Annotated in this window: 18 protein-coding genes and 1 pseudogene; 16 read left to right on the plus strand and 3 right to left on the minus strand. The window is 67.6% G+C overall.

Features of this window, described 5'->3' with window-relative positions; translation table 11 throughout:
* Nucleotides 1-116 precede the first annotated feature (116 nt).
* Together ACZ50Z_RS07810 and malQ are read right to left on the minus strand one after the other, a co-directional pair.
* Entirely contained in the window at nucleotides 117-587 is a 471-nt protein-coding gene (locus ACZ50Z_RS07810) for a nuclear transport factor 2 family protein (protein WP_464483031.1), read from the minus strand.
* Nucleotides 584-2,776, minus strand: coding sequence for a 4-alpha-glucanotransferase (gene malQ / locus ACZ50Z_RS07815; protein ID WP_464483032.1), 2,193 nt, complete (start codon nucleotides 2,774-2,776; stop codon nucleotides 584-586). The genes ACZ50Z_RS07810 and malQ overlap by 4 nt, the downstream gene beginning before the upstream one ends.
* A gap of 427 nt (nucleotides 2,777-3,203) precedes the next feature.
* On the opposite strand from malQ, the gene eccB reads away from it, so the two are divergent.
* A complete protein-coding gene (gene eccB, locus ACZ50Z_RS07820) occupies nucleotides 3,204-4,721 on the plus strand; it encodes a type VII secretion protein EccB (RefSeq protein ID WP_464483033.1) in 1,518 nt (505 codons plus the stop codon).
* Complete coding sequence (eccCa, locus tag ACZ50Z_RS07825) at nucleotides 4,718-8,881, plus strand: type VII secretion protein EccCa (protein WP_464483034.1); 4,164 nt, start codon at nucleotides 4,718-4,720, stop codon at nucleotides 8,879-8,881. The genes eccB and eccCa overlap by 4 nt, the downstream gene beginning before the upstream one ends.
* Nucleotides 8,882-8,935: 54 nt before the next feature.
* On the opposite strand, the gene ACZ50Z_RS07830 is transcribed toward eccCa, so the two are convergent.
* Nucleotides 8,936-10,099: a cytochrome P450 gene (locus ACZ50Z_RS07830; protein WP_464483035.1), complete on the minus strand. Its 1,164-nt coding sequence runs from the start codon at nucleotides 10,097-10,099 to the stop codon at nucleotides 8,936-8,938.
* Nucleotides 10,100-10,356: 257 nt separating this feature from the next.
* Between ACZ50Z_RS07830 and ACZ50Z_RS07835 the strand changes: the two genes are divergently transcribed.
* The 14 genes and pseudogenes from ACZ50Z_RS07835 (at nucleotide 10,357) to eccA5 (ending at nucleotide 26,145) form a co-directional block, all read left to right on the plus strand.
* On the plus strand, nucleotides 10,357-10,551 hold the full coding sequence (locus tag ACZ50Z_RS07835) for a ferredoxin (protein WP_464483036.1): 195 nt from the start codon (nucleotides 10,357-10,359) through the stop codon (nucleotides 10,549-10,551).
* 499 nt (nucleotides 10,552-11,050) lie between these two features.
* Nucleotides 11,051-12,265, plus strand: a complete 1,215-nt coding sequence (locus tag ACZ50Z_RS07840) for a PPE family protein (protein ID WP_464483037.1) — start codon at nucleotides 11,051-11,053, stop codon at nucleotides 12,263-12,265.
* A 107-nt stretch (nucleotides 12,266-12,372) separates the two neighbouring features.
* Nucleotides 12,373-12,468: pseudogene (locus tag ACZ50Z_RS07845) on the plus strand (PE family protein); the annotation flags it as partial.
* A 7-nt stretch (nucleotides 12,469-12,475) separates the two neighbouring features.
* Nucleotides 12,476-13,666, plus strand: a complete 1,191-nt coding sequence (locus tag ACZ50Z_RS07850; protein ID WP_464483038.1) for a PPE family protein — start codon at nucleotides 12,476-12,478, stop codon at nucleotides 13,664-13,666.
* Nucleotides 13,667-14,183: 517 nt separating this feature from the next.
* Nucleotides 14,184-15,395: a PPE family protein gene (locus ACZ50Z_RS07855; RefSeq protein ID WP_464483039.1), complete on the plus strand. Its 1,212-nt coding sequence runs from the start codon at nucleotides 14,184-14,186 to the stop codon at nucleotides 15,393-15,395.
* A gap of 331 nt (nucleotides 15,396-15,726) precedes the next feature.
* Complete coding sequence (locus ACZ50Z_RS07860) at nucleotides 15,727-16,902, plus strand: PPE family protein (RefSeq protein ID WP_464483040.1); 1,176 nt, start codon at nucleotides 15,727-15,729, stop codon at nucleotides 16,900-16,902.
* A gap of 347 nt (nucleotides 16,903-17,249) precedes the next feature.
* On the plus strand, nucleotides 17,250-17,549 hold the full coding sequence (locus ACZ50Z_RS07865; protein WP_067167504.1) for a PE family protein: 300 nt from the start codon (nucleotides 17,250-17,252) through the stop codon (nucleotides 17,547-17,549).
* Between the two features lie 318 nt (nucleotides 17,550-17,867).
* On the plus strand, nucleotides 17,868-18,164 hold the full coding sequence (locus tag ACZ50Z_RS07870) for a WXG100 family type VII secretion target (protein WP_036454244.1): 297 nt from the start codon (nucleotides 17,868-17,870) through the stop codon (nucleotides 18,162-18,164).
* A 51-nt stretch (nucleotides 18,165-18,215) separates the two neighbouring features.
* Complete coding sequence (locus tag ACZ50Z_RS07875; protein WP_020824001.1) at nucleotides 18,216-18,500, plus strand: WXG100 family type VII secretion target; 285 nt, start codon at nucleotides 18,216-18,218, stop codon at nucleotides 18,498-18,500.
* Between the two features lie 108 nt (nucleotides 18,501-18,608).
* Nucleotides 18,609-19,511, plus strand: coding sequence for an ESX secretion-associated protein EspG (locus ACZ50Z_RS07880; RefSeq protein WP_067172095.1), 903 nt, complete (start codon nucleotides 18,609-18,611; stop codon nucleotides 19,509-19,511).
* A 267-nt stretch (nucleotides 19,512-19,778) separates the two neighbouring features.
* The gene (gene eccD, locus ACZ50Z_RS07885) at nucleotides 19,779-21,290 is read left to right on the plus strand and encodes a type VII secretion integral membrane protein EccD (RefSeq protein ID WP_464483041.1); all 1,512 of its coding nucleotides are present in this window, start codon (nucleotides 19,779-19,781) and stop codon (nucleotides 21,288-21,290) included.
* Entirely contained in the window at nucleotides 21,268-23,091 is a 1,824-nt protein-coding gene (locus ACZ50Z_RS07890) for a type VII secretion-associated serine protease mycosin (RefSeq protein ID WP_464483042.1), read from the plus strand. The genes eccD and ACZ50Z_RS07890 overlap by 23 nt, the downstream gene beginning before the upstream one ends.
* A gap of 28 nt (nucleotides 23,092-23,119) precedes the next feature.
* Entirely contained in the window at nucleotides 23,120-24,319 is a 1,200-nt protein-coding gene (gene eccE / locus ACZ50Z_RS07895) for a type VII secretion protein EccE (RefSeq protein WP_464483043.1), read from the plus strand.
* On the plus strand, nucleotides 24,316-26,145 hold the full coding sequence (gene eccA5, locus ACZ50Z_RS07900) for a type VII secretion system ESX-5 AAA family ATPase EccA5 (protein ID WP_464483044.1): 1,830 nt from the start codon (nucleotides 24,316-24,318) through the stop codon (nucleotides 26,143-26,145). Before eccE ends, eccA5 begins: the two co-directional genes overlap by 4 nt.
* The last annotated feature ends 112 nt before the right edge of the window (nucleotides 26,146-26,257 follow it).

Consider the following 26,257-nt stretch of genomic DNA (forward strand, 5'->3'; position numbering starts at 1 on the left):
CGCCCGGTGGCAGGAGGCGATTGCCGCAATTGCCTACGGACAGCTCGATTCTCTCCGCAAACTCGGTTCCTTGGCGATTGCTGTGAGTTTGCTCACAACCCACTAGCAGTCGCGGGCTAGGCGGTGTCGTGCGGTAACAGCCGGCGCACCGGGCGTGCCTCGATGGCGATGAGCGTCAGCGCCCGCCGGCCGATCCGCCAGCCGGCGGCCGTCATCTCGTATACGTCGTCGTAGCGCAGGTGCCACACCACATCCACCAGCTCGTCGCCGCGGTGGTTCCAGTGGTGGGCGACGCACGCGACGCGTCCTCGCGCGGCGCCCGGCCGTCCGTCGGTCTCATACACCTCACCGACGATCGCGTGCTCGGTGCGCTCGACGGCGGCGACGGCCGCGACGGCCGAGGCGATGGCGTCCCGGCCGCGATGCGCATGTGTTGGCAACAGATCGGCCGGTGGCGCGGGCACGACCAACTCGGCCTCGGCGGTGAAAAGCTCCGCGACGGCGCCGAATTCACGGTCGTCGACGTGGGCGGCGTAGCGGTGAACCAGATCACTGAGCGCGATTCGCTCGTCGGCGGACAGCGTCATCGCCTCACGCTTTCTGGGCTTGCCGCGCCTTGCGGGCTCTCTTGGTCGGCGGGGGCGATGGCGGCGCGCACGGCCTCGGCCAGCGCGGCCGCCCGAGGATCGATGAATACGTCCTCGAGCATCACGTCGCGCCCGTCCGGGCCGGTCAGCGGGACCCGCCAGTTGGGGTATTCGTCGGTGGTGCCGGGTTGGTTCTGGGTGCGGCGGTCACCGACGGCATCAGTCAGCGCCACCCCCAGCAGCCGCGACGGCGTCCTGCCCAGATACCGGTACAGCGCCAAAACAATTTGCTCCGGGTCGTCGTCGCCGTCCTCGAGCAGCCCCACCCGGCGCAACTCGCCCAGCCACGCCGCCAAGTCGGCACGGTCGGACTCGAGCTCCTCGGCGGCGGGCCGGGTCAGCAATCCCAGCGCATCGCGCAGCCGCACGTGGTCGCCCGCCAGGTAGCCGGCGGTCGGCGGCAGGTCGTGGGTGGTGACCGAGGACAGGCAGTATTCCCGCCAGCGCTCGGCCGGCAGTGGGCCGCCGTTTCCTTCGCGATCCAACTCGAACCAGAGGATCGAGGTGCCCAGCAGGCCGCGCAACAGGAGGTAGTCCCGCACCCACGGCTCGACCGTGCCGAGATCCTCGCCCACCACCACCGCGCCGGCCCGATGTGCTTCCAGGGCGACGATGCCGATCATGGCTTCGTGGTCGTAGCGCACGTAGGTGCCCTCGGTGGGTGATGCGCCCCGCGGGATCCACCAGAGCCGGAACAACCCGATGATGTGGTCGATGCGCACCCCGCCGGCATGTCGCAGCACCGCGCGGATCAATGCCCGAAACGGCCGGTACTCGTGCTCGTCCAACCGGTCCGGGCGCCACGGCGGCTGCGACCAGTCCTGGCCGAGCTGGTTGAACTCATCCGGTGGCGCTCCGGCCGTCACGCCCAGCGCCATCACATCCTGCAGCGCCCAGGTATCGGCGCCGTTGGGGTGCACGCCGACGGCCAGGTCTCCCATGATGCCCAACGACATTCCGGCCCGCAGCGCCTGCGACTGCGCAGCGGCCAGCTGCTCGTCGAGTTGCCACTGCAACCAGCGGTGGAAATCGACTGTGTCGGAATGTTTTTCGACGAAGTCCGCGACCCCGGACGCGTCGGGATGCTGCAGCGTTTCGGGCCAGGAATGCCAGTCGTCGCCGTACTTTTCGGCCAGCGCGCACCAGGTCGCGAAGTCGTCGAGCGCGCGACCCTCCCGGCCGCGAAACGCCGCGTAGGACAGCTCCCGGCCCGCCGATCGCGGCTGATCGTGCAGCAGCTTGAGGGCCACCCGTTTGGCCGCCCACGAGCTGTCGCGGTCGATGGCGTCGAGGTCGGCGGCGCGCTGCTGGACCTCCGCGCGCAGCCGGCGGACCCGGCTGCGCTTGCTCAGGTCGGCGAATTCGGGGATCGCCTCGACGCGAAGATAAATCGGGTTGACGAAGCGCCGCGACGTCGGCAGGTACGGCGACGGCTCCATCCGGCTCTTCGGACCGGGCGGCGCCGCCGCATGCAGCGGATTGACCAACACGTAATCGGCGCCGTGGCGCGACGCCGACCACACCGCGAGGTCGGTCAGATCGGTGAGATCCCCGACGCCCCAGGACTGCCGGGACCGCACGCTGTAGAGCTGCGTGGCCAAGCCCCAGGCGCGGCGGTTGCCCAGCTGCTCCGGCAGCCCGAGCCAATCCGGCGTCACGATCAGCGCGGTGCTGGTCTCGGACTCCCCGGAACGCAGGTGCACCCGGTGATACCCCAGCGGCAGGTCCGCCGGCAGCACGAAGCTGGCCTCACCGATCCAGCGTCCGTCGAGGTCGAAGGGCGGGGTGAAGTTGTCGACCTGCGCGACGCCGCCGCGCACCGTGCCGTCCTCGAGCGACAACCACACCTCGGCGGGATCGCCGTGGGTGACGTGGGCCCAAAACCGGATCTGCTCGCCGGTGCGTCCAACGATGGTTGCGGGCAGCCGTCGTGCCCAGTGCGACCGCAGCTTGGCGCTCAGCGCGACGTTGCGTTCCTGTTCGTTGTCGGCCGCGACACCGAGTGAGGCCAGCACGGCCTTCAGCGTCGCCTCGGAAACCCGCACCCGGCTGCCGCTCCAGTCCTCGTAGTCCGTCGCGATGCCGTACCTCCGGGCGAGTTCGATCAGCGACGGCGCGAGTTCGGTCATAGGGCCATCTTGCTGCCAGGATTCGTGGACCGGCGACCCGGACCCGAGGCACGTTGGCGCTTTATTTGCTGGATGGCCTCCTGCCGTTCATCTGACTCGCCCGTCGGTAACCCGCTCGCGCGCTCAACAGGACGCCGGCGCGACGGGCCACTACGATGCCCTGAGGGGACCGACAGGAATCCGGTGAACTGATCCGTGGGGGAACAGAAACTGCCAGCTCAGTGGTGCCAGCCGCCGCCGTCCGCGGGGCGGGTTCCGGCGCGGTGAATTGGGCCGGATCCGGGTGCCCGAAAAGATATGGAAATGAATGCGCTTCGGCGCCGCATGGCGAGGTCCGTGCAGGTGCCTTACCGTTGTCATGTAATTCGCGCTGGATCGGTTCGCAGGGACCAAATCCAGGCGTTCGAGCAACCCGGATGGTGAATTAGTGGCGGAAGAGAGTCGCGGGCAGCGCGGGTCGGGGTACGGCCTCGGGCTGTCGACGCGGACCCAGGTCACCGGCTATCAGTTCCTTGCCCGCCGGACCGCGATAGCGCTGACCCGGTGGCGCGTGCGCATGGAGGTCGAGCCCGGTCGGCGCCAGAACCTTGCCGTGGTGGCGTCGATTTCGGCCGCGCTGGTGATCTGCCTGGGCGCGCTGCTCTACTCCTTCATCAGCCCGGCCGGCCAGATCAACGAATCGCCGATCATCGCCGACCGCGACTCCGGCGCCCTCTATGTCCGCGTGGGGGACCGGTTGTATCCCGCGCTGAACCTGGCGTCGGCGCGGCTGATCACCGGTCGGCCGGACAACCCGCACCTGGTTCGTTCGAGCCAGATCGCCAGCCTGCCGCGCGGCCCGATGGTGGGCATCCCGGGTGCGCCGTCGAGTTTCCACCCCACCAGCCCGGGCGCGTCGTCGTGGCTGGTCTGCGACACCGTCGCGAACTCGACCGGTGCCGGGGCGCCGTCCGGCGTGACGGTGACCGTCATCGACGGCAATCCCGACCTGAGTCACCACCGACGGGTGCTGACCGGGACGGACGCGGTGGTGCTGAACTACGGCGGCGACGCCTGGGTGATCCGCGACGGGCGCCGCTCGCGCATCGACGCGGCGAACCGGTCGGTGCTCCTGCCGCTGGGCCTGACCCCCGAGCAGGTCAGCATGGCCAAGCCGATGAGCCGCGCCTTGTACGACGCGTTACCGGTGGGTCCGGAACTGACGGTGCCCCAGATTCAGAACGCGGGTACCGGCGCGTCGTTCCCGGGCGCGCCCGGACCGATCGGCACGGTGATCGTCACCCCGCAAATCAGTGGGCCGCAACAGTATTCGCTGGTTTTGGCCGACGGCGTGCAGACGCTGCCGCCGTTGGTGGCCCAGATCCTGCAGAACGCCGGGCCGGGCAACACCAAACCGGTGACCGTGGAACCGTCCGCGTTGGCGAAGATGCCGGTGGTCAACAAGCTGGACCTGTCGTCCTACCCGGATGCGCCACTGAATGTGATGGATATCCGCGAGAACCCGGCGACCTGCTGGTGGTGGCAGAAGACCTCCGGTGAAAACCGGGCCCGTGTGCAGGTCATCTCGGGCGCGACCATTCCGGTCGAGACGAAGGACGCCAACCGGGTGGTGTCGCTGGTCAAGGCCGACACCAGCGGCCGCGAAGCCGACCAGGTGTTCTTCGGGCCCGAATATGCGAACTTCGTCGCCGTCACCGGAAACGACCCCGGCGCCAAGACGACCGAATCGCTGTGGTGGCTCACGGATGCCGGCGCCCGGTTCGGGGTCGACGACACCCGTGAGGTCCGGGAAGCGTTGGGGCTGAAGACAAAACCGGCCCTGGCGCCGTGGGTGGCGCTGCGGCTGCTGCCGCAGGGACCGACGTTGTCGCGCGCGGATGCGCTGGTGCAGCACGACACGCTGCCGATGGATATGTCTCCAGGAGAGTTGACGGTACCCAAGTGAAACGTGGATTTGCCCGGCCCACACCGGAGAAGCCCCCGGTCATCAAGCCGGAAAACATCGTCCTTCCGACCCCGCTGAGCATTCCGCCGCCGGAGGGTAAGCCCTGGTGGCTGGTCGTGGTCGGTGTGCTGGTCGTCGGCCTGCTGATCGGGATGGTCGGCATGACCTTCGCCAGCGGCTCGCACGTTTTCGGCGGCGCCGGCGCCATCTTCCCGATCTTCATGATCGGCGGCGTCGCGATGATGATGTTCGGCGGCCGATTCGGCGGCCAGCAGCAGATGAGCCGGCCCAAGCTGGACTCGATGCGGGCCCAGTTCATGCTGATGCTCGACATGCTGCGCGAGACCGCCCACGAGTCGGCCGACAGCATGGACGCCAACTACCGGTGGTTCCACCCCGCGCCCACCACGCTGGCCGCCGCGGTCGGTTCCCCGCGTATGTGGGAACGCAAACCGGACGGCAAGGACCTCAACTTCGGCGTCGTCCGCGTCGGCGTCGGGATGACACGCCCCGAGGTGACCTGGGGTGAGCCCCAGAACATGCCGACGGACATCGAGCTCGAGCCCGTGACCGGTAAGGCGCTTCAGGAATTCGGGCGCTATCAAAGCGTCGTGTACAACCTGCCCAAGATGATCTCGGTGATGGTCGAGCCGTGGTACTCGCTGGCCGGCGATCGTGAGCAGGCCCTGGGATTGATGCGGGCGATCATCTGCCAGCTGGCGTTCTCCCACGGACCCGACCATGTGCGGATGATCGTGGTCAGTTCGGATTTGGACGAATGGGACTGGGTGAAATGGCTGCCCCACTTCGGTGATCCGCGCCGCCAGGACGCCGCGGGCAACGCGCGGATGGTGTACAGCTCGGTGCGTGAATTTGCCGCCGAACAGGCCGAATTGTTCGCCGGCCGTGGGTCTTTCACGCCCAGGCACGCCAGTTCGTCCGCCCAGACGCCGACACCGCACACCGTGATCATCGCCGATGTCGTTGACCCGCAATGGGAGTACGTGATCAGCGGCGAAGGTGTCGATGGGGTGACCTTCTTCGATCTCAGCGGCTCGGCGATGTGGAGCGCGGTCCCGGAGCGGACCCTGCGGTTCGACAAGATGGGTGTGATCGAAGCGCTGCCCCGCGACCGCGACACCTGGATGGTGATTGACGAGAAGCCCTGGTTCTTCGCGCTGACCGACCACATCAGCATCGCCGAGGCCGAGGAGTTCTCACAGAAGTTGGCGCGCTGGCGGCTCGCCGAGGCGTACGAAGAGATCGGCCAGCGGGTGGCGCACATCGGCGCCCGAGACATCATGGCCTACTACGGAATTGACGATCCTGGACGCATCGACTTCAAGGCGCTGTGGGACAGCCGCAATGACTCGATGGGCAGGTCACGGTTGCGGGCCCCGTTCGGTGTGCGTTCCGACAACGGTGAGCTGCTGTTCTTGGACATGAAGTCGCTGGACGAAGGCGGCGACGGCCCCCACGGGGTCATGTCGGGAACGACGGGTTCGGGGAAATCGACCCTGGTGCGGACCGTGATCGAATCGCTGATGCTCAGCCACCCGCCGGAGGAGCTGCAGTTCGTGCTGGCCGACCTCAAGGGTGGGTCGGCGGTCAAGCCGTTCGCCGGGGTGCCGCACGTGTCCCGGATCATCACCGACCTGGAAGAGGACCAGGCGTTGATGGAGCGCTTCCTCGACGCGCTGTGGGGCGAGATCGCACGCCGTAAGGCGATCTGCGACAGCGCCGGTGTCGACGACGCCAAGGAATACAACTCCGTGCGCGGCCGGATGCGGGCGCGTGGCCAGGACATGGCGCCGTTGCCGATGCTCGTGGTCGTCATCGACGAGTTCTACGAATGGTTCCGCATCATGCCCACGGCGGTCGACGTGCTCGACTCGATCGGCCGTCAGGGCCGCGCCTACTGGATCCACCTGATGATGGCGTCGCAGACCATCGAAAGCCGCGCCGAAAAGCTCATGGAGAACATGGGTTACCGGTTGGTGCTCAAGGCGCGTACCGCCGGCGCCGCGCAGGCGGCCGGCGTGCCGAACGCGGTCAACCTGCCCGCCCAGGCGGGCCTGGGGTACTTCCGCCGCAGCCTGGAGGACATCGTCCGGTTCCAGGCCGAATTCCTGTGGCGGGACTACTTTCCGCGTGGCCTCAACGATGACGGGGACGAGGCGCCGGCGTTGGTGCACAGCATCGACTACGTCCGCCCGCAACTGTTCACCAACTCGTTCACCCCGCTGGAGGTCAGCGTCGGGGGGCCCGAAGTGACCGCCCCGGCCATTCCCGGCGACGGGTTGCCGCTCGAGGTCGAGGGCGCGGACGACGATGCCGAAGGGATCAGGACGCCCAAGGTCGGTACGGTCATCATCGACCAGCTGCGCAAGATCGACTTCCAGCCGTACCGGCTGTGGCAGCCGCCGCTGAACCAGCCGGTCGCCATCGACGAGTTGGTGAACCGGTTCCTCGGTCGCCCGTGGCAACAGGATTACGGCACGGCGCGGGACCTGGTCTTCCCGATCGGGATCATCGACCGCCCGTTCAAGCACGACCAGCCGCCGTGGACGGTCGACACGTCGGGTCCCGGCGCCAACGTCCTGATTCTGGGGGCCGGTGGCTCGGGCAAAACGACTGCGCTGCAGACCCTGATCTGCGCGGCGGCGCTGACCCACACGCCCGAGCAGCTCCAGTTCTACTGCTTGGCCTACAGCAGCACCGCGCTGACCACGGTCGCGCGGCTACCCCACGTCGGTGAGGTGGCCGGTCCGACCGACCCGTACGGCGTGCGCCGCACGGTGGCCGAGTTGCTGGCGTTGGTGCGGGAGCGCAAGCGCACCTTCCTCGAGTACGGGATCGCCTCGATGGAGGTGTTCCGGCGGCGCAAGTTCGGCAACGAGCCCGGCCCGGTCCCCAATGACGGGTTTGGCGACGTCTACCTGGTGGTGGACAACTACCGGGCGCTGGCCGAAGAGAACGAGGTGCTGATCGAGCAGGTGAACGTGATCATCAACCAGGGCCCCTCGTTCGGGGTGCACGTGGTGGTCACCGCCGATCGCGAATCCGAGTTGCGACCACCGGTGCGCAGCGGCTTCGGTTCCCGGGTCGAGTTGCGGCTGGCCGCCGTCGAAGACGCCAAGCTGGTGCGTTCCCGGTTCGCCAAGGACGTTCCGGTCAAGCCGGGGCGCGGCATGGTCGCGGTCAACTACGTCCGCCTCGACGCCGACCCGCAGTCCGGTCTGCACACGCTGGTGGCCCGGCCCGCGCTGGCCAGCACGCCGGAGAACCGATTCGAGTCCGACAGCATCGTCGAAGCCGTCAGCCGGATCGCGAGCGGCCAGGCGCCGCCGGTGCGCCGGTTGCCCGCGACGTTCGGGGTGGAACAACTTCGGGAGATTGCCGCCCAAGACACCCGTCAGGGCGTCGGCGCGGGCGGAATCGCTTGGGCCATCTCGGAATTGGACCTGTCGCCGGTCTATCTCAACTTCGCCGAGAACGCGCACCTGATGGTCACCGGCCGTCGCGAATGTGGGCGTACCACGACGCTGGCCACCATCATGTCCGAGATCGGGCGCCTCTACGCGCCGGGAGCGACCAGCGCTCCGCCGCCGCCGGCGGGGCAGCCCTCGGCGCAGGTCTGGCTGGTGGACCCGCGGCGTCAGCTGCTGACCACGCTGGGTTCGGACTACGTGGAGAAGTTCGCCTACAACCTCGACGGCGTGCAGGCGATGATGGGTGAACTGGCCGCGGTCCTGGCCGGCCGCGAGCCGCCGCCGGGTTTGTCCGCCGAGGAGTTGTTGTCACGGAACTGGTGGAGCGGACCGGAGATCTTCTTGATTGTCGACGACATCCAGCAGCTGCCGGCAGGTTTCGATTCGCCGCTGCACAAGGCCGCACCCTGGGTGACCCGTGCCGCCGACGTCGGCTTGCACGTGATCGTCACCCGGACCTTCGGTGGTTGGTCGTCGGCGGGCAGCGACCCGATGTTGCGGGCGCTGGCCCAGGCGAACGCGCCCCTGCTGGTGATGGACGCCGACCCCGACGAGGGATTCATCCGCGGCAAGATGAAGGGTGGCCCGCTGCCCCGCGGCCGTGGCCTGCTGATGGCCGAGGACACCGGCGTGTTCGTTCAGGTCGCGGCAACCGAGATACGCAAGTAGAACGACGAGGCGACAGTCGCTGCGCCGGGCCTTTCTGGATGCACCCCGGGGGGTTCAGCCCCAGCGCAGCGGCAACTCCTTGAGCGCGAAACTGTGTGAGGGGTAGTTGATCACGGGGGAGTAGCCTGCGGGCAGCTCGAAATCCGGAATCTGGGTGAGCCACTCCGCGACGAGCACCGTCAGCTCGATGCGCGCCAGATGCGAGCCCAGGCAGCGGTGCGGGCCGCCGCCAAACCCCCAGTGCCGGTGCACCTTTCCGTCCATGTTGAGCTCGTTGGTGGACATCGAGTCGCTGTCATCACGGTTGATGGCCGCCATGCAGAGCCGTACCGAGGTGCCCGGCGGCAACGTCATGCCGCCGACTTCGACGAACTCGGTGGTGATCCGCGGCGCCACCGGCGCCGACGGTTCCAGCCGGACGATCTCTTCGATGAAAACCCTGATCTGCTTGGGGTTGTCGCGAAGCTCCGCGCGCAGCTGCGGCCGGCGTGCCAATTCGAAGAGCGAAAAACCGATCGCCGCGGTCACCGTATCCAGGCCGGCGAGGATCAGCAGGTGACTCATGCCGAGCAATTCGATGTCACTGAAGTCACCGTCGCCGGTCATCACCCGCGACAACATGTCCGGGCCCGGGTTTTGCCGGCGCTGGGCGATGGCGTCGACCAGGTATTGCAGCAACTGCTCGCCCTTCGCCATATCGGCCCGGGTGAGAAAAGGCTTGTCGGAGACGACGGCATCTTTCCAATCGATCAGGCGATCGCGATCCTCGAGGGGCAGACCGTAGAGGTCCAGGAAAACCTGAAACGGGTACAGGCTCGCGAGATCGGCCATCACTTCGCACTCACCCCGGCCGGCAAGCGCCGCGATCATCTCGCGTGCGTGGCGCTGCAGAGCGGGACGGGACTTGTTCAGCGCGTGCGGGCTGAAATACGGCTGGAGGACTTTGCGGTAGCGAGTGTGTTGCGGTGGGTCAAAGGCCAGCGGCAGCACCGGCAGCGGGTTGCCGGGGGGCTGCAGCACCGTCGAGGAGAAGACCTTGGTGTTGCGCAGCGCGGCCAGCACGTCTTCGCGGCGGGTGATGTAGTAGTGGCCGTTCATGAACACCACCGGTCCCGCGTCGCGCAGTGTCTTCCATCCCAGCCCGCGATCGGCGCTCATCGGCAGTTTGGCGAACTCCAGCCGGGGTAAATGGAACGCGCCGTATTGGCCGTCGCTCATGCGCGTCGGTCTCCGGTTGTTTGTCGATGCTCGGTAACCCCGAGGCCATGTCGGCGCATTTCCATCACCGCCGACACCAACGTTTGGGGGCGCTTCAATATTGCATGGGGGGCAAAGGAACACGGATCGGCATACCCGAGCCCATCGGAGTAGTCCGGCGCTCGGCCTCGATGGCGAACATCTTCGATACTTTACCGACCGACTAACCTGGGTATCGGACCGTAAGTGCCGTATCGGGCCGCCTAGGGAGGAACTTCGTGAGGGTTCGTCTGGATCAGTCGAAATGCGTGGGCCACGCTCAGTGTTACGCCGTCGACCCTGATCTTTTTCCCATCGACGAGTCCGGCTATTCGATCCTTCAGGAGCACGACGTCCGGCCCGAAGACGAGCAAGTGACTCGCGACGGCGTCGCTTCCTGCCCCGAGATGGCGCTGATTCTCGACGAGGAGTGACGGCGCGACGGCGCTGGCCGGCCGCCGCTAAACCGGGGCGTGGCGTGGCGGCAAGCAAACGGCTAATGAACAAACCGTTGCCCTAAATGAACTGCTGCCGACCGGGAATGAACAGTGGTTGGCCATTGATAAACAGCGGCCTTTGCGTGTCGGCGTTTGCCTCATAACGAACTAATCTCAGTGCCGGGCGGCAGTTCGGAGACATTGGAGCTGTCGCTCGGTTGCTGAAAACGGGATTGGCCGAGGCAGAAGGTGCATGTCGTTCCTGACCAGACGTCCGAGAAGCGTGGTGGCATATCACCTTTCCGGGCGCAGCCCCTTGGTCAGCATGCGCCGGCCCGCCCGGCCTGCCGAGTCGCGAGCCGAAGGGCCGCCGGCGGACTCCCGTGGAGGCAGCGATCGACCGGTGGGGTCGTTTACAGAGCCGTGATTACCGCCACCACTGATTCCCATGTGACAGCCGAAATCGCCTGCGGGCTCGGCCAACTGAGGAGGATAGGTGCTTGAGTTCGGTGCGTTACCGCCCGAAATCAATTCAGGTCGCATGTACGCGGGTCCGGGCTCGGGGCCGATGATGGCCGCGGCCGCCGCCTGGGACGAGATCGCGGCGGAGGTGGGCGTGGCGGCCACCGGCTACAACTCGGTTATCACCGAGCTCATCAGCGGGCCCTGGGTGGGGCCGGCATCGATCTCGATGATCTCGGCGATCACCCCGTTCATCAGCTGGCTCAGCGCCGTGGCCGCGCTGGCAGAAGAGGCGGCCAGCCAGGGCCGGGTCGCCGCGGCGGCGTTCGAGGCGGCGTTTGCGATGACGGTGCCGCCGCCGGTGATCGCGGCCAACCGGGTGTTGCTGGCGAACCTGGTCGCGACGAACTTCCTCGGGCAGAACACCCCGGCGATCGCGGCCACCGAGGCCCAGTACATGGAAATGTGGGCTCAGGACGCTGGGGCGATGTACGGCTACGCCGCATCCTCGGCGACCGCCTCGGTATTGCCCCCGTTCGCGCCGCCGCCGAAAACGTCGACGCCGGACGCGGCAAGCAAGCAGGGCGCCGCGGTGGCCAAGGCCGTCGCCGAGCCCGCCGGCAACACGGCACAAAACACGTCGCAGCTCGGTTCATCACAAGCGTTGTCGCTGAATGCATCTCAGGTCACGCAAGCGCCGACGACCGCAACGAATACGGCATCTGCCGGGACCACGACCTCGCTCAAGAACATCTTCGGGGACCCGACCTTCAACACGATCGTTTTCAAACAGACCTCGGGTCTCGGCTATTTCTCGAATGGTCTGGCGCAGTTCAGTTCGTCGATCGCGCAGCAGTTGACCTTTGGTCCCGGTGGTAGCACGGCGGGTGCCGGTGGTGCGTGGTACCCGACGCCGCAGTTCGCGAGCCTGGGTCTGGGCAACCTCGGTGGCGGCGGGGTGGGTCACGTGGGCGCGGTGACCGCGGGTGCCGGGCAGGCGGCCCGGATCGGGACATTGTCGGTGCCGCAGCACTGGGCCACGTTGACCTCGGCGGTCAGCCCGGCGACGGTGTCGGAGCTCGACGCCACCCCGGTGCAGGCGGCCGCGACGGGGACCACCGGACCGGCCAACGGGTTGCTGCGGGGTATGCCCGCGGGTGCGCTGGGTCGTCGGGGCGCCGCCGCCGGCTATGTCAACAAATACGGGTTCCGCTACAGCGTTCTAACACGCCCCCCATCGGCCGGATGACTCCCATGGACGCCTCGATAACCCGGAGGAACGCCCGCGTGACCCCCTGGTCCGACGGAACGGAAGGAATCCAGATGTCGTTTGCGACGGCGCAGGCCGAGGTGTCGGCGGCGGCCATCGAGGAGATGTTTGTCAACACTCTGAGCGCACGCTCCGGGTCGTATGCGGTAACTGAGGCGGCCAACGCGGCCGCGACTAGTTAAGGAGTCAATGATGTTGGATTACGGGGCTTTTCCGCCGGAGTTCAATTCGGCGCGGATTTATACGGGCCCGGGGTCGGGGTCGTTGATGGCTGCGGCGTCGGCGTGGAGTGCGTTGTCGGCGGAGCTGAATGCCGCGGCGCTCAGTTATGAGCAGGTGGTGACCTCGCTGAGCAGTGAGGAGTGGTTGGGCACGGCGTCGGCGACGATGGCCCAAGCGGTGGAGCCCTACATCGCGTGGATGACCACGGCGGCTGCGCAGGCTGAGGAAGCCGCGGCCCAGGCGCGAGCGGCGGCGGCGGCTTATGAGGGCGCGTTGTCGGCGTCGGTGCCACCCCCGTTGGTGGCGTCTAACCGCATGCAATCCAAGCAGTTACAGGCGACCAACGTGTTGGGGCAGAACACCCCGCTGATCGCCCAACTCGAGGCCCAGTACGGCGAGTTTTGGGCCCAGGATGCCGGCGCGATGTACAGCTATGCGGGCCAGTCGTCGACCGTGACCAAGCAGACGCCGTTTAAAGAGGCGCCGAAGATCACCAACGATTCCGGGACGGCCAACCAGACCACTGCGGTCACCCAAGCGACGAGCAACTCGACGGCGACCAACACGTCAAAAATCTTGCAGACGATGGCGACACCCGGCTCGAGCGGAACCGACTCGACCCCGACCGTGACCCCGCAGGTGACCGCACCCAGCTCGGGCGGGAGCACGAGCGGGAGCCTGAGTGACCTCGTCAGCGCCTACAACCCGTTCTCCAGCCTGTTCTACAACACCGAGGGTCTGCCGTACTTCAGCATCGGTATGGGGAACAACTTTGTGCAGATCGGCAAGTCGCTGGGATTGATCACCAGCGCTGCTCCGGCGGCGGCCAAGGCCCTGCCCGCTCTTGGCGGTTTGGGCGGGATGCTCGGTGGCGGTGCGGCCGCGGCGCATCCGGTGGCCGCCTTGGGCAGTGCGGCCTCGATCGGGGGCAAGTTGTCGGTGCCGGTCGCGTGGTCGGGGGCACCGGCTGCCGCGCCGGCGCTGGGACATGCGATCCCGGTCAGCACCATCAGCGCGGCCCCCGAGGCCGCCGGCGGTCCCGGAAACCTACTCGGCGGCATGCCCCTGGCCGGCGCCGGTGCCGGCGGCCACGGCGTGGCCGGCCCCAAATACGGCTTCCGCCCCACCGTCATGGCCCGACCACCCTTCGCCGGATAGCCTCCAGGCCCGGCGACACCGCGCGATCCGAAACGCGCCCTGCCCCGAAAGCACCAGCGGCAGGGCGCGTTTCGGCGTTTCCGCGGCCACCGTGCCGGCGCCGATAGGGAATTGTCGGTCTTTCGCGCCCGGGTGGGGCACCGCCGGGGCGGCGAACCTCGCACCGGCTTTAACCGCGACCGGATTTTTATCCCACGACGGGGATTTTGACCTTCGCGCAGACACGCGGAATCGATCCGCCCGGTCGGTTGACGGCCCGCCCTGTGGCGCGCTGACGCGGTGTTCCCGCAGCTAAGCGGTCATCGCGGCGGGACTCGCCTTGGCGCAACGGGGCGCCGGGCCCGTCGCGACACCGTTCGGGCAGCGGTCGCCGCCGCATCCGTCTGCCGGACGACGAAGCGGCGGCGGCGCGGTGCGCGCATTTAGCCTTCCCAGGCAAGCAACTGCGCAATGTCAATCGACCTTCACGACCACGTACGAGGGGATACATGTCGTTCGAGCCGGGCGCTTCATAGCCATGGACTTCGGGGCATTACCACCGGAGATCAATTCCGGTCGCATGTACGCGGGTCCTGGCTCGGCGCCGATGATGGCCGCGGCCGCGGCGTGGGACGGACTCGGCGCCGAGTTAGCTACGGCCGCAAGCGGTTACGCGTCGGTGATCTCGGAACTCACGCACACTCCCTGGGTGGGTCCCGCATCCGTGTCGATGCTGTCGGCGGTTATGCCGTATGTGACCTGGCTGGGCATCCTGGCCGCGCAGGCAGAGGAGACGGCCGGGCAGGCCCGCGCTGCCGGGGCGGCGTTCGAGGCGGCGTTTGCGATGACGGTGCCGCCGCCGGTGATCGCGGCCAACCGGGTGTTGCTGGCGAATCTGATCGCGACGAACTTCCTCGGGCAGAACACCCCGGCGATCGCGGCCACCGAGGCCCTGTACATGGAAATGTGGGCGCAGGACGCCGGGGCGATGTACGGCTACGCGGGTTCGTCGCTGGCCGCGTCGGAGTTGGCTCCGTTCACGCCGCCGCCCAAAACCTCGGACCCGGACGCGACAAGCAAGCAGGCGGCCGCGGTGGCCAAGGCCGTCGCCGAGCCGGCCGGCAACACGGCACAAACCACGTCGCAGCTTTCGTCGCCACAAACGTTGTCGCTCAGCGCATCTCAGGCCGCACAGACGCCGCCGGCGGCGAACATGGCCGCACAGGCGACTACCTCGACTTCGACGTCCACGTCCACTTCGGCCTCGACCACCTACGCCACGATTATGAAGAACACCGTCGGTTTGGCGTATTTCTCCAACGGTATGGGGCAGTTTGCATCGTCGATCGCCCAGCAGCTGACCTTCGGCCCCGGTGGGAGCACCGCCGGTGCGGGCGGTGCGTGGTTTCCCACGCCGCAGTTCGCACACCTGGGTTTGGGCAACCTCGGTGGCGGGCTGAGCCATCTCAGTGGGGTGACCGCCGGCGCCGGGCAGGCGGCGCGGGTCGGGGCATTGTCGGTGCCCCAGCATTGGGCGACGTTGACCTCGGCGGTCAGCCCGGCGGTGTCGGAAATGGAGGCCACCCCCGTGCAGGCCGCCGCGGCGACGGGGACCACCGGGGCATCGCCCAACGGGTTGTTGCGTGGCATGCCTGCCGGTGCGCTGGGTCGGCGCGGCGCCAGCGCCGGCTATGTCAACAAATACGGCTTCCGCTACAGCGTGCTGACACGCCCACCCTCGGCCGGATAAGCGGCGGAATTCGGCATGCACACCCTCACCTTTAGCCGCGCCCGGATTTTATCCCCGCCCCGCATTCCCGTGCCGTCGGCGCTGACGACATCGCACCGGGGTGGCGTGGGCGGGCGAACGCTCAGCTCCCGCCGTTTCCGCTGCTCCCGAGCCTTATCCGGGCCAGCGTCCGCGCGGCCCGCCGGCGGCGAGCGGCTGGTGGCGCCGGCCAGCGGAGCGGCAGACCGCCACGCCGTCCGCCGTCCGTCCGGGGCAGGGCCGGCCACCAGCGCATTAACGTCTTTTGCAACTCGACGCACCGATTCGCGCATCACAGGTTAAGGGGCTATTCGTGCTGGATTATGGGGCTTTTCCGCCGGAGTTCAATTCGGCGCGGATTTATACGGGCCCGGGGTCGGGGTCGTTGATGGCTGCGGCGTCGGCGTGGAGTGCGTTGGCGGCGGAGTTGAATTCGGCCGCGCTCAGCTACGAAAAGGTGGTGACTGGGCTCAGTAGTGAGGAGTGGTTGGGTGCGGCCTCGGCGACGATGGCTCAGGCGGTGGCTCCTTATATCGCGTGGATGACGTCGGCGGCCGCGCAGGCTGAGGAGGCCGCGGCCCAGGCGCGGGCGGCGGCGGCGGCTTATGAGGGGGCGTTGTCGGCGTCGGTGCCACCCCCGTTGGTGGCGTCGAATCGCGTGCAGGTCACTCAGTTGCAGGCGAGCAATGTGTGGGGGCAGAACACGCCGTTGATCGCGCAGTTGGAGGCGCAGTACGGCGAGTACTGGGCTCAGGATGCGGGCGCGATGTATCGCTATGCGGGGCAGTCGTCCTCGGCGACTGAGCACCGGGCGTTTCAGAAGGCGCCTGAGATCACCAACCCGTCGGGGGAGGCCAACCAACAAGCGACGACTGCCAATGCGGCCACGAATTCCACCGCGACCGATACCTCCAAGCTGCTGCAATCGATGGCGCAGCCCGGCGCGGGCACGGCGCTCAAGGCGGCCGCGGCTCCCGCCGGGTCCTCGGGGTCCTCGTCCTCCTCGTCTCTGTCATCGTTTGCCAGCAGCTACAGCCCGTGGGCCAGCATCTTCTACAGCACCGAGGGTTTGCCGTACTTCAGTATCGGTATGGGAAACAACTTTGTGCAGATCTCGAAGTCGCTGGGGTTGATCGGTAGTGCGGCCCCGGCGGCGGCGAAGGCCCTGCCCGCGTTGGGTGGTTTGGGCGGGATGTTGGGTAGTGGTGCGGCGGCGGCGCATCCGGTGGCGGCGTTGGGCAGTGCGGCCTCGATCGGGGGCAAGTTGTCGGTGCCGGTCGCGTGGTCGGGGGCACCGGTTGCCGCGCCGCCGCTCGGGCATGCGATCCCGGTCAGCACCATCAGCGCAGCTCCCGAGGCCGTCGGCGGCCCCGGAAACCTGCTCGGCGGCATGCCCCTGGCCGGCGCCGGTGCCGGCGGCCACGGCGTGGCCGGCCCCAAATACGGCTTCCGGCCCACCGTCATGGCCCGACCACCCTTCGCGGGCTGAGCAGCGGTCTCGGTGCGACAACCAGCTGAAATGGCGAAAGGAGGTTTCTCCGACGCGGTAGCCGCCGGGTCAAGCGGCCGTCAGGTTTTCATGTCGGCCGACGCGATGCGGCACCCGGTGTGGCCGTTACCAGCAAACTTCTTCGACGGTGGACCGATACAGTCGGTCCTCACTCTCGCGCGAAGGGCTGCGATCGAGGTCAGACGCTGTTACTGTGTCGTTAACGAAAGTGAATTTGCCGTACCACCACGTGAACAATTGCAAACACGCTGCGTCCACCCCGGCCTGGGGGGTCGCAGTCATCTACTCTCGCAGAGTCGGGGAAATGAACTAGGAGGGAAACAAATATGTCGTTCGTGACCACACAGCCGGAGGCTTTGGCCGCGGCGGCCGGGAATCTGCAGGCTATCGGGTCGACCTTGAGCGCCCAGAACGCAGCCGCTGCAGCCCCAACGACGGGGGTGGTACCCGCCGCTGCCGACGAGGTGTCGGCCTTGACCGCGGCACAGTTCGCCGCGCACGCGCAGATGTACCAGGCAGTGAGCGCCCAGGCTGCGGCCATCCACGAGGCGTTCGTGAACACCCTGTCCACCAGCTCCGGTTCGTACGCTGCGACCGAGGCAGCCAACGCGGCCGCCGCCGGCTGATTCGCATCGGCGGGTTGGGGACTTGGGGCAGATTGTCACCGACGTGGGTTCCAACGTAACCGCCCACCGGGGGCCGAGTGCGGGTCCGCAGGGGCGGTCCTGCACAGCGTCCCCCACAGCAACAGGCACTCCGTCAACTCAAACGCCGCGGTTCGGGTCTGACGTCCGTCTCACCGTGACAACACCCGGTGGCCGCCGGCTGACGGGAAGGGGGGGTCATTTCTATTTATTCGGCACGGCGGTTGCGTAATCCGTAAACGATCCGGCCACCGTCTTAAACCACACCACCACTAATCACGTAATAAGGAGACAGCCGACATGGCAACACGTTTTATGACCGACCCGCACGAGATGCGGGCGATGGCGGGCCGTTTCGAGGTGCACGCCCAGACCGTCGAGGACGAGGCCCGCAAGATGTGGGCGTCGTCGATGAACATCGCCGGCGCGGGCTGGAGCGGCCAGGCGCAGGCGACGTCGTATGACACCATGGGCCAGGTCAACCAGGCCTTCCGCAACATCGTCAACATGCTGCACAGCGTGCGCGACGGGCTGATCCGCGACGCGAACAACTACGAGCAGCAAGAGCAGGCCTCGCAGCAGATCCTCAGCAGCTAGCGCCGAAAACCGCCGCTGCCTACCATTTCGAGACATTAGGAGAACACCGATATGAGCATTAACTACCAGTTCGGCGACGTAGACGCCCACGGTGCCCTGATCCGCGCCCAGGCCGCGTCCTTGGAGGCCGAGCACCAGGCCATCGTCCGCGATGTGCTTGCTGCCGGCGACTTCTGGGGCGGCGCCGGTTCGGTCGCGTGCCAGGAGTTCATCACCCAGTTGGGTCGCAACTTCCAGGTGATCTACGAGCAGGCCAACTCCCACGGACAGAAGGTTCAGTCCGCGGGCAACAACATGGCCAGCACCGACAGCGCCGTCGGGTCCAGCTGGGCCTGACGCCTCGACCACAGGCGCGGCAGCACACCACCCGTCGGTGTGCTGCCGCGTCCTGCGGTTACCGAGCACTGTGACGCTTGAGTTATCCAGGGACCAGCTGAGGAATTGATGGACCAACAGAGCACCCGCACCGACATCACCGTCAACGTCGACGGCTTCTGGATGCTCCAGGCGCTGCTGGACATTCGGCACGTCGCCCCCGAGTTGCGGTGCCGGCCCTACGTTTCCACCGACTCGAACGACTGGCTCAACGAGCACCCCGGAATGGCGGTGATGCGCGAGCAGGGCATCGTCGAGAACGACGAGGTCAACGAGCAGGTGGCCGCTCGGATGAAAGTGCTCGCCGCGCCCGACCTCGAGGTGGTCGCCCTGCTGTCGCGGGGCAAGCTGGCCTACGGCGTCCTCGATGACGAGAACCAGCCCCCGGGCTCGCGCGATATCCCTGACAACGAGTTTCGGGTGGTCCTGGCCCGTCGTGGCCAGCATTGGGTGTCGGCGGTCCGGGTCGGCGGCGAGATCACCGTCGACGACGTCGCCGTCGCGGACAGCGCCTCGATCGCGTCGCTGGTGATCGACGCGCTGGAATCCATTCACCACGCCGAGCCTGCCGCGATCAACGCGGTCAACGTGCCGCTGGAGGAGATGCTGGAAGCGACGAAGTCGTGGCAGGAATCGGGTTTCAACGTGTTCTCCGGCGGAGACCTGCGCCGGATGGGCATCAGCGCCGCCACCGTCGCCGCACTGGGCCAGGCGTTGTCGGACCCGGCCGCCGAGGTCGCCGTGTACGCCCGCCAGTACCAGGATGACGCCAAGGGCCCCAGCGCGTCCGTGCTGTCGTTAAAAGACGGCTCCGGTGGCCGCATCGCGCTCTACCAGCAAGCCAGGACGGCGGGTTCGGGGGAGGCGTGGCTCGCCATCTGCCCGGCGACCCCGCAACTGGTGCAGGTGGGCGTCAAAACCGTGCTCGACACACTTCCCTACGGCGAGTGGAAAACTCACCGCAGGGTGTGACGCACGCGCGAAACACAGATTTCATTTATGTCGTCGCACTCAACATGCGATTGAGCTGCGAACACGGCATACTTCTGTCAAGGCATCAGCAAATCCAAAACCGGTGTCAACCACAACTCTTAATCGCAAGGCGAGGCAGATGGAATTCCAATTAGTCGGAATGCGCTGCGGGGGGGATCGCAGCACCTCGGCGAGAACACCGGCGCCGGCCGGCGCGCGACCGTCGGCACGGGTTCACACATTCATCACGGTAGGGAGTGCAAGGCGATGACTGCGGTCGTTGAAATACCACAGCCTGACGTAGAGGGCATCTCACAGCCCCAGGCGGTCGTTGTCGGCGTGATGGCCGGCACGGGTGTCCAGATCGGGGTCCTGCTCGACGCGAACGCCCCCGTCTCGGTGATGACCGACCCGTTGCTGAAGGTGGTCAACGGCCGGCTCCGCGAGCTCGGCGAGACTCCGCTGGAAGCCACCGGTCGCGGCCGGTGGGCGTTGTGCCTGGTGGACGGGTCGCCGCTGCGGGCCACCCAATCGCTGAGCGAGCAGGACGTCTACGACGGCGACCGACTGTGGATCCGGTTCATCCCCGACACCGAGCATCGCTCGCAGGTCATCGAGCACATCTCCACCGCGGTCGCGGCGGACCTCAGCAAGCGCTTCGCCGCCATCGACCCGGTGATCGCCGTGCAGGTCGGTGCGTCGATGGTGGCCATCGGGGTGACGGCCGCGACCGGCCTGCTCGGCTGGTGGCGCTGGCACCACAACTCGTGGCTGCCGACGGTGTACGCGGGCGTGATCGGCGTGCTGATGCTGGGCGTTTCGCTGTTGCTGTTGATGCGGGCGAACACGCTGCAGGAGCGGCGCGTCGGCGACATCATGCTGTTGAGCAGCCTGGCGCCGCTGTCGATCGCCGCGGCGTCCGCGCCGCCGGGTGGCGTGGGGTCGCCGCACGCGGTGCTCGGCTTCGGCGTCCTCACCATCGCCGCGATCCTCGCGCTGCGTTTCACCGGACGCCGGCTGTCGATCTACACCGCGATCGTCACCGTCAGCTCGATCACGGCGGTCGCCGCGCTGGCGCGCATGGTGGCTATGACCAGCGCCGTGACCCTGCTGACCTGCGTCGTGCTCGTGTCGGTCCTGATCTACCAAAGTGCGCCGGCGATCTCGCGGCGGCTGGCCGGCATCCGCCTGCCCGTCTTCCCGTCGGCCACCAGCCGATGGGTGTTCGAGGCCCGGCCCGACCTGCCCACCACCGTGGTGCGCTCCGACGGCGGCCCCCCGGTGCTGGAGGGGCCGGCCTCGGTCCGCGACGTGCTGACGCAGGCCGAACGCGCCCGCTCCTTCCTGTCGGGTTTGCTGATCGGGCTCGGCGTGCTGATGGTCGTCTCGCTGACCGCCCTGGCGGACCCGCACACCGGGCAGCGCTGGTTGCCGGTGCTGCTGGCCGGCTTCAGCGCGGGGTTTTTGTTGCTGCGCGGCCGCTCGTACGTCGACCGCTGGCAGGCGATCACCCTGGCCGGCACCGGGGTGCTGATCGTCGGCGCCGTCGTGGTGCGCTACGCGCTCGTGCTGCAGTCCTCGCTGGCGGTCTCGATCTGCGCGGCGATCCTGGTTTTGGTGCCGGTGGCGGGGCTCACGTCCGCGGCCGTCGTGCCGAACACGGTCTACAGCCCGCTATTCCGCAAATTCGTGGAATGGATTGAATACCTCTGCCTGATGCCAATTTTCCCGCTGGCATTGTGGTTGATGAATGTCTATGCAGCAATCCGCTATCGCTGACCGCAAAGTGCGGCGTGGCCGCGCAACCGCCGCGACCGTCGCCGCCATCTTGCTCGCATCGGGCGCGTTGGCGAATCTGCCGCCCGCCTATGCGATTTCGCCTCCGACGATCGACGCCGCGGCGGTGCCTCCGGACGGTCAGCCCGGACCGGGGGCGCCGATGAAGCAGAACTCTTACTGCACCGAGGTGGGCGTGCTGCCCGGGACCGACTTCCGGCTGCAGCCCAAATACATGGACATGCTCAATCTGCAGGAGGCGTGGCAGTTCGGTCGCGGCGCCGGTCAGAAGGTGGCCGTCATCGACACCGGCGTCACCCCGCACCCCCGGTTTCCGCATCTGATCCCGGGCGGCGACTACATCATGTCCGGTGACGGGCTGTCCGACTGCGACGCGCACGGCACCATCGTGGCATCGATGATCGGTGCGGCACCGGCCAACGGCGCGGGTGTGCCACCGGCGGCGCCGCGCAAGCCGGTCACGATTCCCACTACGGAACCACCGCCCAAAGCACCGCCGCCGCAGACGGTGACCCTGTCACCGCTGCCCCAAACCGTGACGATGGTTCCCCCTCCGCCCCAGGATCAGCCGCCTCCCGGCCCCTTCGGGGCGCCCCCGCCGCCACCCGCGGCCCCAGCGCCCGGCGGCCCGCCCCCCGGACCACCGCAGGGCGGGCAGGCGCCGGCGGGCAACCACGGCACCGGCACGGTGACCATCCCCGGCTATACCGGCGGCGGGCACGTGGTCAACGTCGACAACCCGCGTCCGCTCGACCCGCCGCCACCGGCACCGCCGCCACCCGCGCCGCCCAAGGGTGGGCCGGATGCGTTCAGCGGGATCGCACCGGACGTCGACATCATCGCGATCCGGCAGACCAGCCAGGCCTTCGGCCTCAAGGACGCCTACACCGGCGACGAGGATCCGCAGACGTCGGCGAAGATCGACAACGTCCAGACGATGGCGCGCGCGATCGTGCACGCCGCCAATATGGGCGCGTCGGTCATCAACATCTCCGACGTGACGTGCATGAGCGCCCGCAACGTCATCGACCAGCGCTCGCTGGGCGCCGCGGTCCGCTACGCGGCGGTCGACAAGAACGTCGTCATCGTGGCCGCGGCCGGGGACACCAGCAAGAAGGACTGCAAGCAGAACCCGCCGCATGATCCCTTGCAGCCCAACGATCCTCGCAACTGGAGTTCCGTCACCACCGTCGTGACCCCGTCCTGGTTCAGCGACTATGTGCTGACCGTCGGGGCCGTCGACGAGGAAGGGCGCCCGCTGAGCCAGGGCAATCAGGGCCAGGCGTCGACGAGCGTGGCCGGACCGTGGGTGGGAATCGCCGCCCCGGGAACGGACGTCGTCGGCCTGTCGCCACGGGACGACGGGCTCATCAACGCGATCGACGGACCGGACAACACGCTGCTGGTACCGTCCGGCACCAGCTTTTCGGCGGCGATCGTGTCGGGGGTGGCCGCGCTCGTGCGCGCCAAGTTCCCGCAGCTGTCGGCCTATCAGGTCATCAACCGGCTGACGCGTACGGCTCGCGCGCCCGCACGCGGCGTGGATAACCAGGTCGGCCACGGGGTCGTCGACCCGGTCGCGGCACTGACCTGGGATGTGCCCGACGGTCCGGTGAAGCCGCCGCAGCAGCTGTCGGCGCCGCTGACCGTTCCGAAACCGGCCCCGCACCGGGATATGGTGCCAGTGTGGGTTGCCGCCGGAGGATTGTTCGTGGCGTTGCTCATCGGCGGCGGCGTGTTCGGTACGGCGATGCTGATGAAGCGATCTCGCAAACAGCAATAGAAACAGCAATAGGGGCGGAGCAGCACTCATGAAGGCGCAACGCAGGTTTGGGTTGTCGTTGTCGTGGCCGCGGCTGACCACGGTGTTTTTGGTCGACGTCGTGATCATGGCGGTGGCCAGCCACTGCCCGGAGTCCTGGCAGGGCACCTACCGCATCGCGTTCTGGGTGGGCGTCGGGCTGGCCGTGCTGATCACGCTGCTGTCGTTGGTCACCTACCACGGCCTGACGGTGACATCGGGGCTGGCGACCTGGCTGTGGGATTGGTCCGCCGATCCGGGCTCCGCGCTGGCCGCCGGCTGCACCCCGGCCATCGACCACCAACGCAAGTTCGGCCGAGACACGGTCGGGGTGCGCGAATACCAGGGCCGGCTCGTCACGGTGATCGCCATCAACGGCGGCGAGGACGACCCGGCCTCGCGGCATCGGCACCGGTCGTCGCGCCCCACCCTGCTGGTGCAGGCCGTCGCCTCGGGCCTGCGCCAGTTCGACATCCACCTCGATGACATCGACATCGTGTCGGTGAAGGTGCGCCGCGGGGGTAATGCCGCCGAGTTGTCCAAGCTCGACGACTGGGGCCCCGAGGAATGGGAGGTGGCGAACGATCAGCCCACCTCGTATGTGCGCCGGACCTGGCTGGTGCTGCGAATGAACCCGCAGCGCAACGTCGCCGCGGTGGCGGCCCGCGATTCGCTGGCGTCGACCCTGGTGGCGGCCACCGAACGGCTCGCCCAGGATCTCGACGGACTGACCTGTGCGGCAAGGCCGTTGACCGCCGAGGAGCTCGCCGAAGTCGACCGCGCGGTGCTCGCCGATCTGGAGCCGACCTGGAGCCGGCCCGGATGGCGCCGCCTCAAGCACTTCAACGGGTTCGTGACGAGCTTGTGGCTGACGCCGTCGGACATCACCACCGACAAGCTCGAAGAGCTCTGGGAGGACGACACTTTCGCCACCGTGCTGACCATCCGGCTCACCTCGCGCGGCGGGCGTCCGCAGGTGTCGGCGTGGGTGCGCTATCACACCGAGAAGCGGCTGCGCAGAAACGTCTCGTCGGGACTCAACCGCCTCACCGGTCGTCAGTTGGCCGCGGTGCGGGCCACCCTGCCCGCCCCCGCAGCCCGCACACTGCTGGTCGTGCCGAGCCGTCCGTTGCGCGCCGACGACGATGAGCTCTCGCTGGCCGTCGATCAGCCGCGAGAGAGCCCGGCGGGCGTGCCTGTAGCGCAATGACGAGGCCCCAATCAACCGCCGAAGGCGCCCGTAACGCGATGGTCGCGGGTCTGCTGGCGTCGGGTGTTTCGGTCAATGGGCTGCAACCCAGCCACAACCCGCAGGTTGCGTCGCAGATGTTCACCACCGCGACCAAGCTGGACCCGTCGATGTGCGACGCCTGGCTGGCACGGATGCTCGCGGGGGAGCAGAGCCTCGACGTGCTCGCCGGCGCCTGGTCGTCCATCCGGACGTTCGGATGGGAGACCCGTCGCCTCGGGGTCACCGAGTTGCAGTTCCGCCCGGAGGTGTCCGACGGACTGTTCCTGAAGCTCGCGGTGACCAGCGTGGAGTCGCTGGCGTGCGCGTACGCCGCGGTGCTCGCCGAAGCCAAACACTATGCGGAGGCTTCGAAACTGCTCGACGGCGTCGAACCCCGCCAGGCGTTCGAGGAGGAGCTGGTCAGCTATGTGCGCGGCGTGCTGTACTTCCGCACCGGGCGGTGGCCGGACGTACTCAATCAATTCGCCGAAGGCAAAGGCTGGCGCCAACCCGAGCTGAAGGCCGCAGGGGCGGCGATGGCCACCACGGCCCTGGCCTCGCTCGGCGTGTTCGAGGAGGCCCTGCGCCGCGGCCAGGAAGCCATCGAAGGCGACCGGGTACCGGGTGCAGCCAACATTGCCCTGTACACCCAGGGCATGTGCCTGCGTCATCTGGGGCGCGAGGACGAGGCCGTCGAGCTGCTGCGGCGCGTCTATTCGCGGGATCCGAAGTTCGCCCCGGCACGCGAAGCGCTGGACAACCCGAACTATCGCCTGATCCTGACCGACCCCGAAACGATCGAGGCCCGCACCGACCCGTGGGACCCCGACAGCGCGCCCACCCGCGCGGAGGCGGAGGCCGCCCGCCACGCCGAGGAGGCGGCCAAATACCTGGCCGAGGGCGACGCCGAGCTGAACGCCATGCTGGGCATGGAGCGGGCCAAGCGCGAGATCAAGTTGATCAAATCGACGACGAAGGTGAACCTGGCGCGCGCCAAGATGGGCCTGCCCGTGCCGGTCACATCGCGCCACACCCTGCTGCTCGGTCCACCGGGAACCGGAAAGACCTCGGTGGCAAGGGCTTTCAGCAAGCAGCTGTGCGGGTTGACCGTGCTACGCAAACCGGTGGTGGTGGAAACCAGCCGCACCAAGCTGCTGGGCCGCTACATGGCCGACGCGGAGAAGAACACCGAGGAGATGCTCGAGGGCGCCCTGGGCGGTGCGGTGTTCTTCGACGAGATGCATACTCTGCATGAAAAGGGCTACCAGCAGGGTGACCCCTATGGCAACGCGATCATCAACACGCTGCTGTTGTACATGGAGAACCATCGCGACGAGCTGGTGGTCTTCGGCGCCGGCTACGCCAAGGCCATGGACAAGATGCTTGAAGTGAATCAGGGTCTGCGACGGCGCTTTTCGACGGTGATCGAGTTCTTCAGCTACACCCCGGACGAACTGGTCGCGTTGACCCGGTTGATGGGCCAGGAAAACGAAGACGTCATCACCGATGAATCCGCGCAGGCCCTGCTGCCGTCGTACACCAAGTTCTACCTCGACGAAACGTATTCAGAAGACGGCGATCTCATCCGCGGCATCGATACTCTCGGCAATGCCGGTTTCGTACGCAACGTGGTGGAAAAGGCCCGAGACCACCGCAGCTTCCGTCTGGACGACGAGGACCTCGACGCGGTCCTGGCCAGCGACGTGACCGAGTTCAGCGAGCGCCAGCTGCTGCGGTTCAAGGAGTTGACCCGCGAAGATCTCGCGGAGGGCCTCAACGCGGCGGTGGCGGAGAAGAGCGACTAACGGCGCTGCCGCCGACGCGGCAGCAAGATCCCAGCCGCGCGCAGCGGATCGCCACCATAGGCCGTGACGCCCCCGTCCGCGGGCGGTTGGGATTGTGTTGTACGTCAATTTG

Source organism: Mycobacterium sp. NTMscope_MAC_269 (assembly GCF_976985695.1).

What these genes read in the sequence shown, in the direction of transcription:
- ACZ50Z_RS07810 (WP_464483031.1), bottom strand. Translation starts at nt 587, where the DNA reads ATGACGCTGTCCGCCGACGAGCGAATCGCGCTCAGTGATCTGGTTCAC.
- malQ (WP_464483032.1), bottom strand. Translation starts at nt 2,776, where the DNA reads ATGACCGAACTCGCGCCGTCGCTGATCGAACTCGCCCGGAGGTACGGC.
- ACZ50Z_RS07830 (WP_464483035.1), bottom strand. Translation starts at nt 10,099, where the DNA reads ATGAGCGACGGCCAATACGGCGCGTTCCATTTACCCCGGCTGGAGTTC.
- ACZ50Z_RS07850 (WP_464483038.1), top strand. Translation starts at nt 12,476, where the DNA reads ATGATGTTGGATTACGGGGCTTTTCCGCCGGAGTTCAATTCGGCGCGG.
- ACZ50Z_RS07855 (WP_464483039.1), top strand. Translation starts at nt 14,184, where the DNA reads ATGGACTTCGGGGCATTACCACCGGAGATCAATTCCGGTCGCATGTAC.
- ACZ50Z_RS07865 (WP_067167504.1), top strand. Translation starts at nt 17,250, where the DNA reads ATGTCGTTCGTGACCACACAGCCGGAGGCTTTGGCCGCGGCGGCCGGG.
- ACZ50Z_RS07870 (WP_036454244.1), top strand. Translation starts at nt 17,868, where the DNA reads ATGGCAACACGTTTTATGACCGACCCGCACGAGATGCGGGCGATGGCG.
- ACZ50Z_RS07875 (WP_020824001.1), top strand. Translation starts at nt 18,216, where the DNA reads ATGAGCATTAACTACCAGTTCGGCGACGTAGACGCCCACGGTGCCCTG.
- ACZ50Z_RS07880 (WP_067172095.1), top strand. Translation starts at nt 18,609, where the DNA reads ATGGACCAACAGAGCACCCGCACCGACATCACCGTCAACGTCGACGGC.
- eccD (WP_464483041.1), top strand. Translation starts at nt 19,779, where the DNA reads ATGACTGCGGTCGTTGAAATACCACAGCCTGACGTAGAGGGCATCTCA.
- ACZ50Z_RS07890 (WP_464483042.1), top strand. Translation starts at nt 21,268, where the DNA reads ATGCAGCAATCCGCTATCGCTGACCGCAAAGTGCGGCGTGGCCGCGCA.
- eccE (WP_464483043.1), top strand. Translation starts at nt 23,120, where the DNA reads ATGAAGGCGCAACGCAGGTTTGGGTTGTCGTTGTCGTGGCCGCGGCTG.
- eccA5 (WP_464483044.1), top strand. Translation starts at nt 24,316, where the DNA reads ATGACGAGGCCCCAATCAACCGCCGAAGGCGCCCGTAACGCGATGGTC.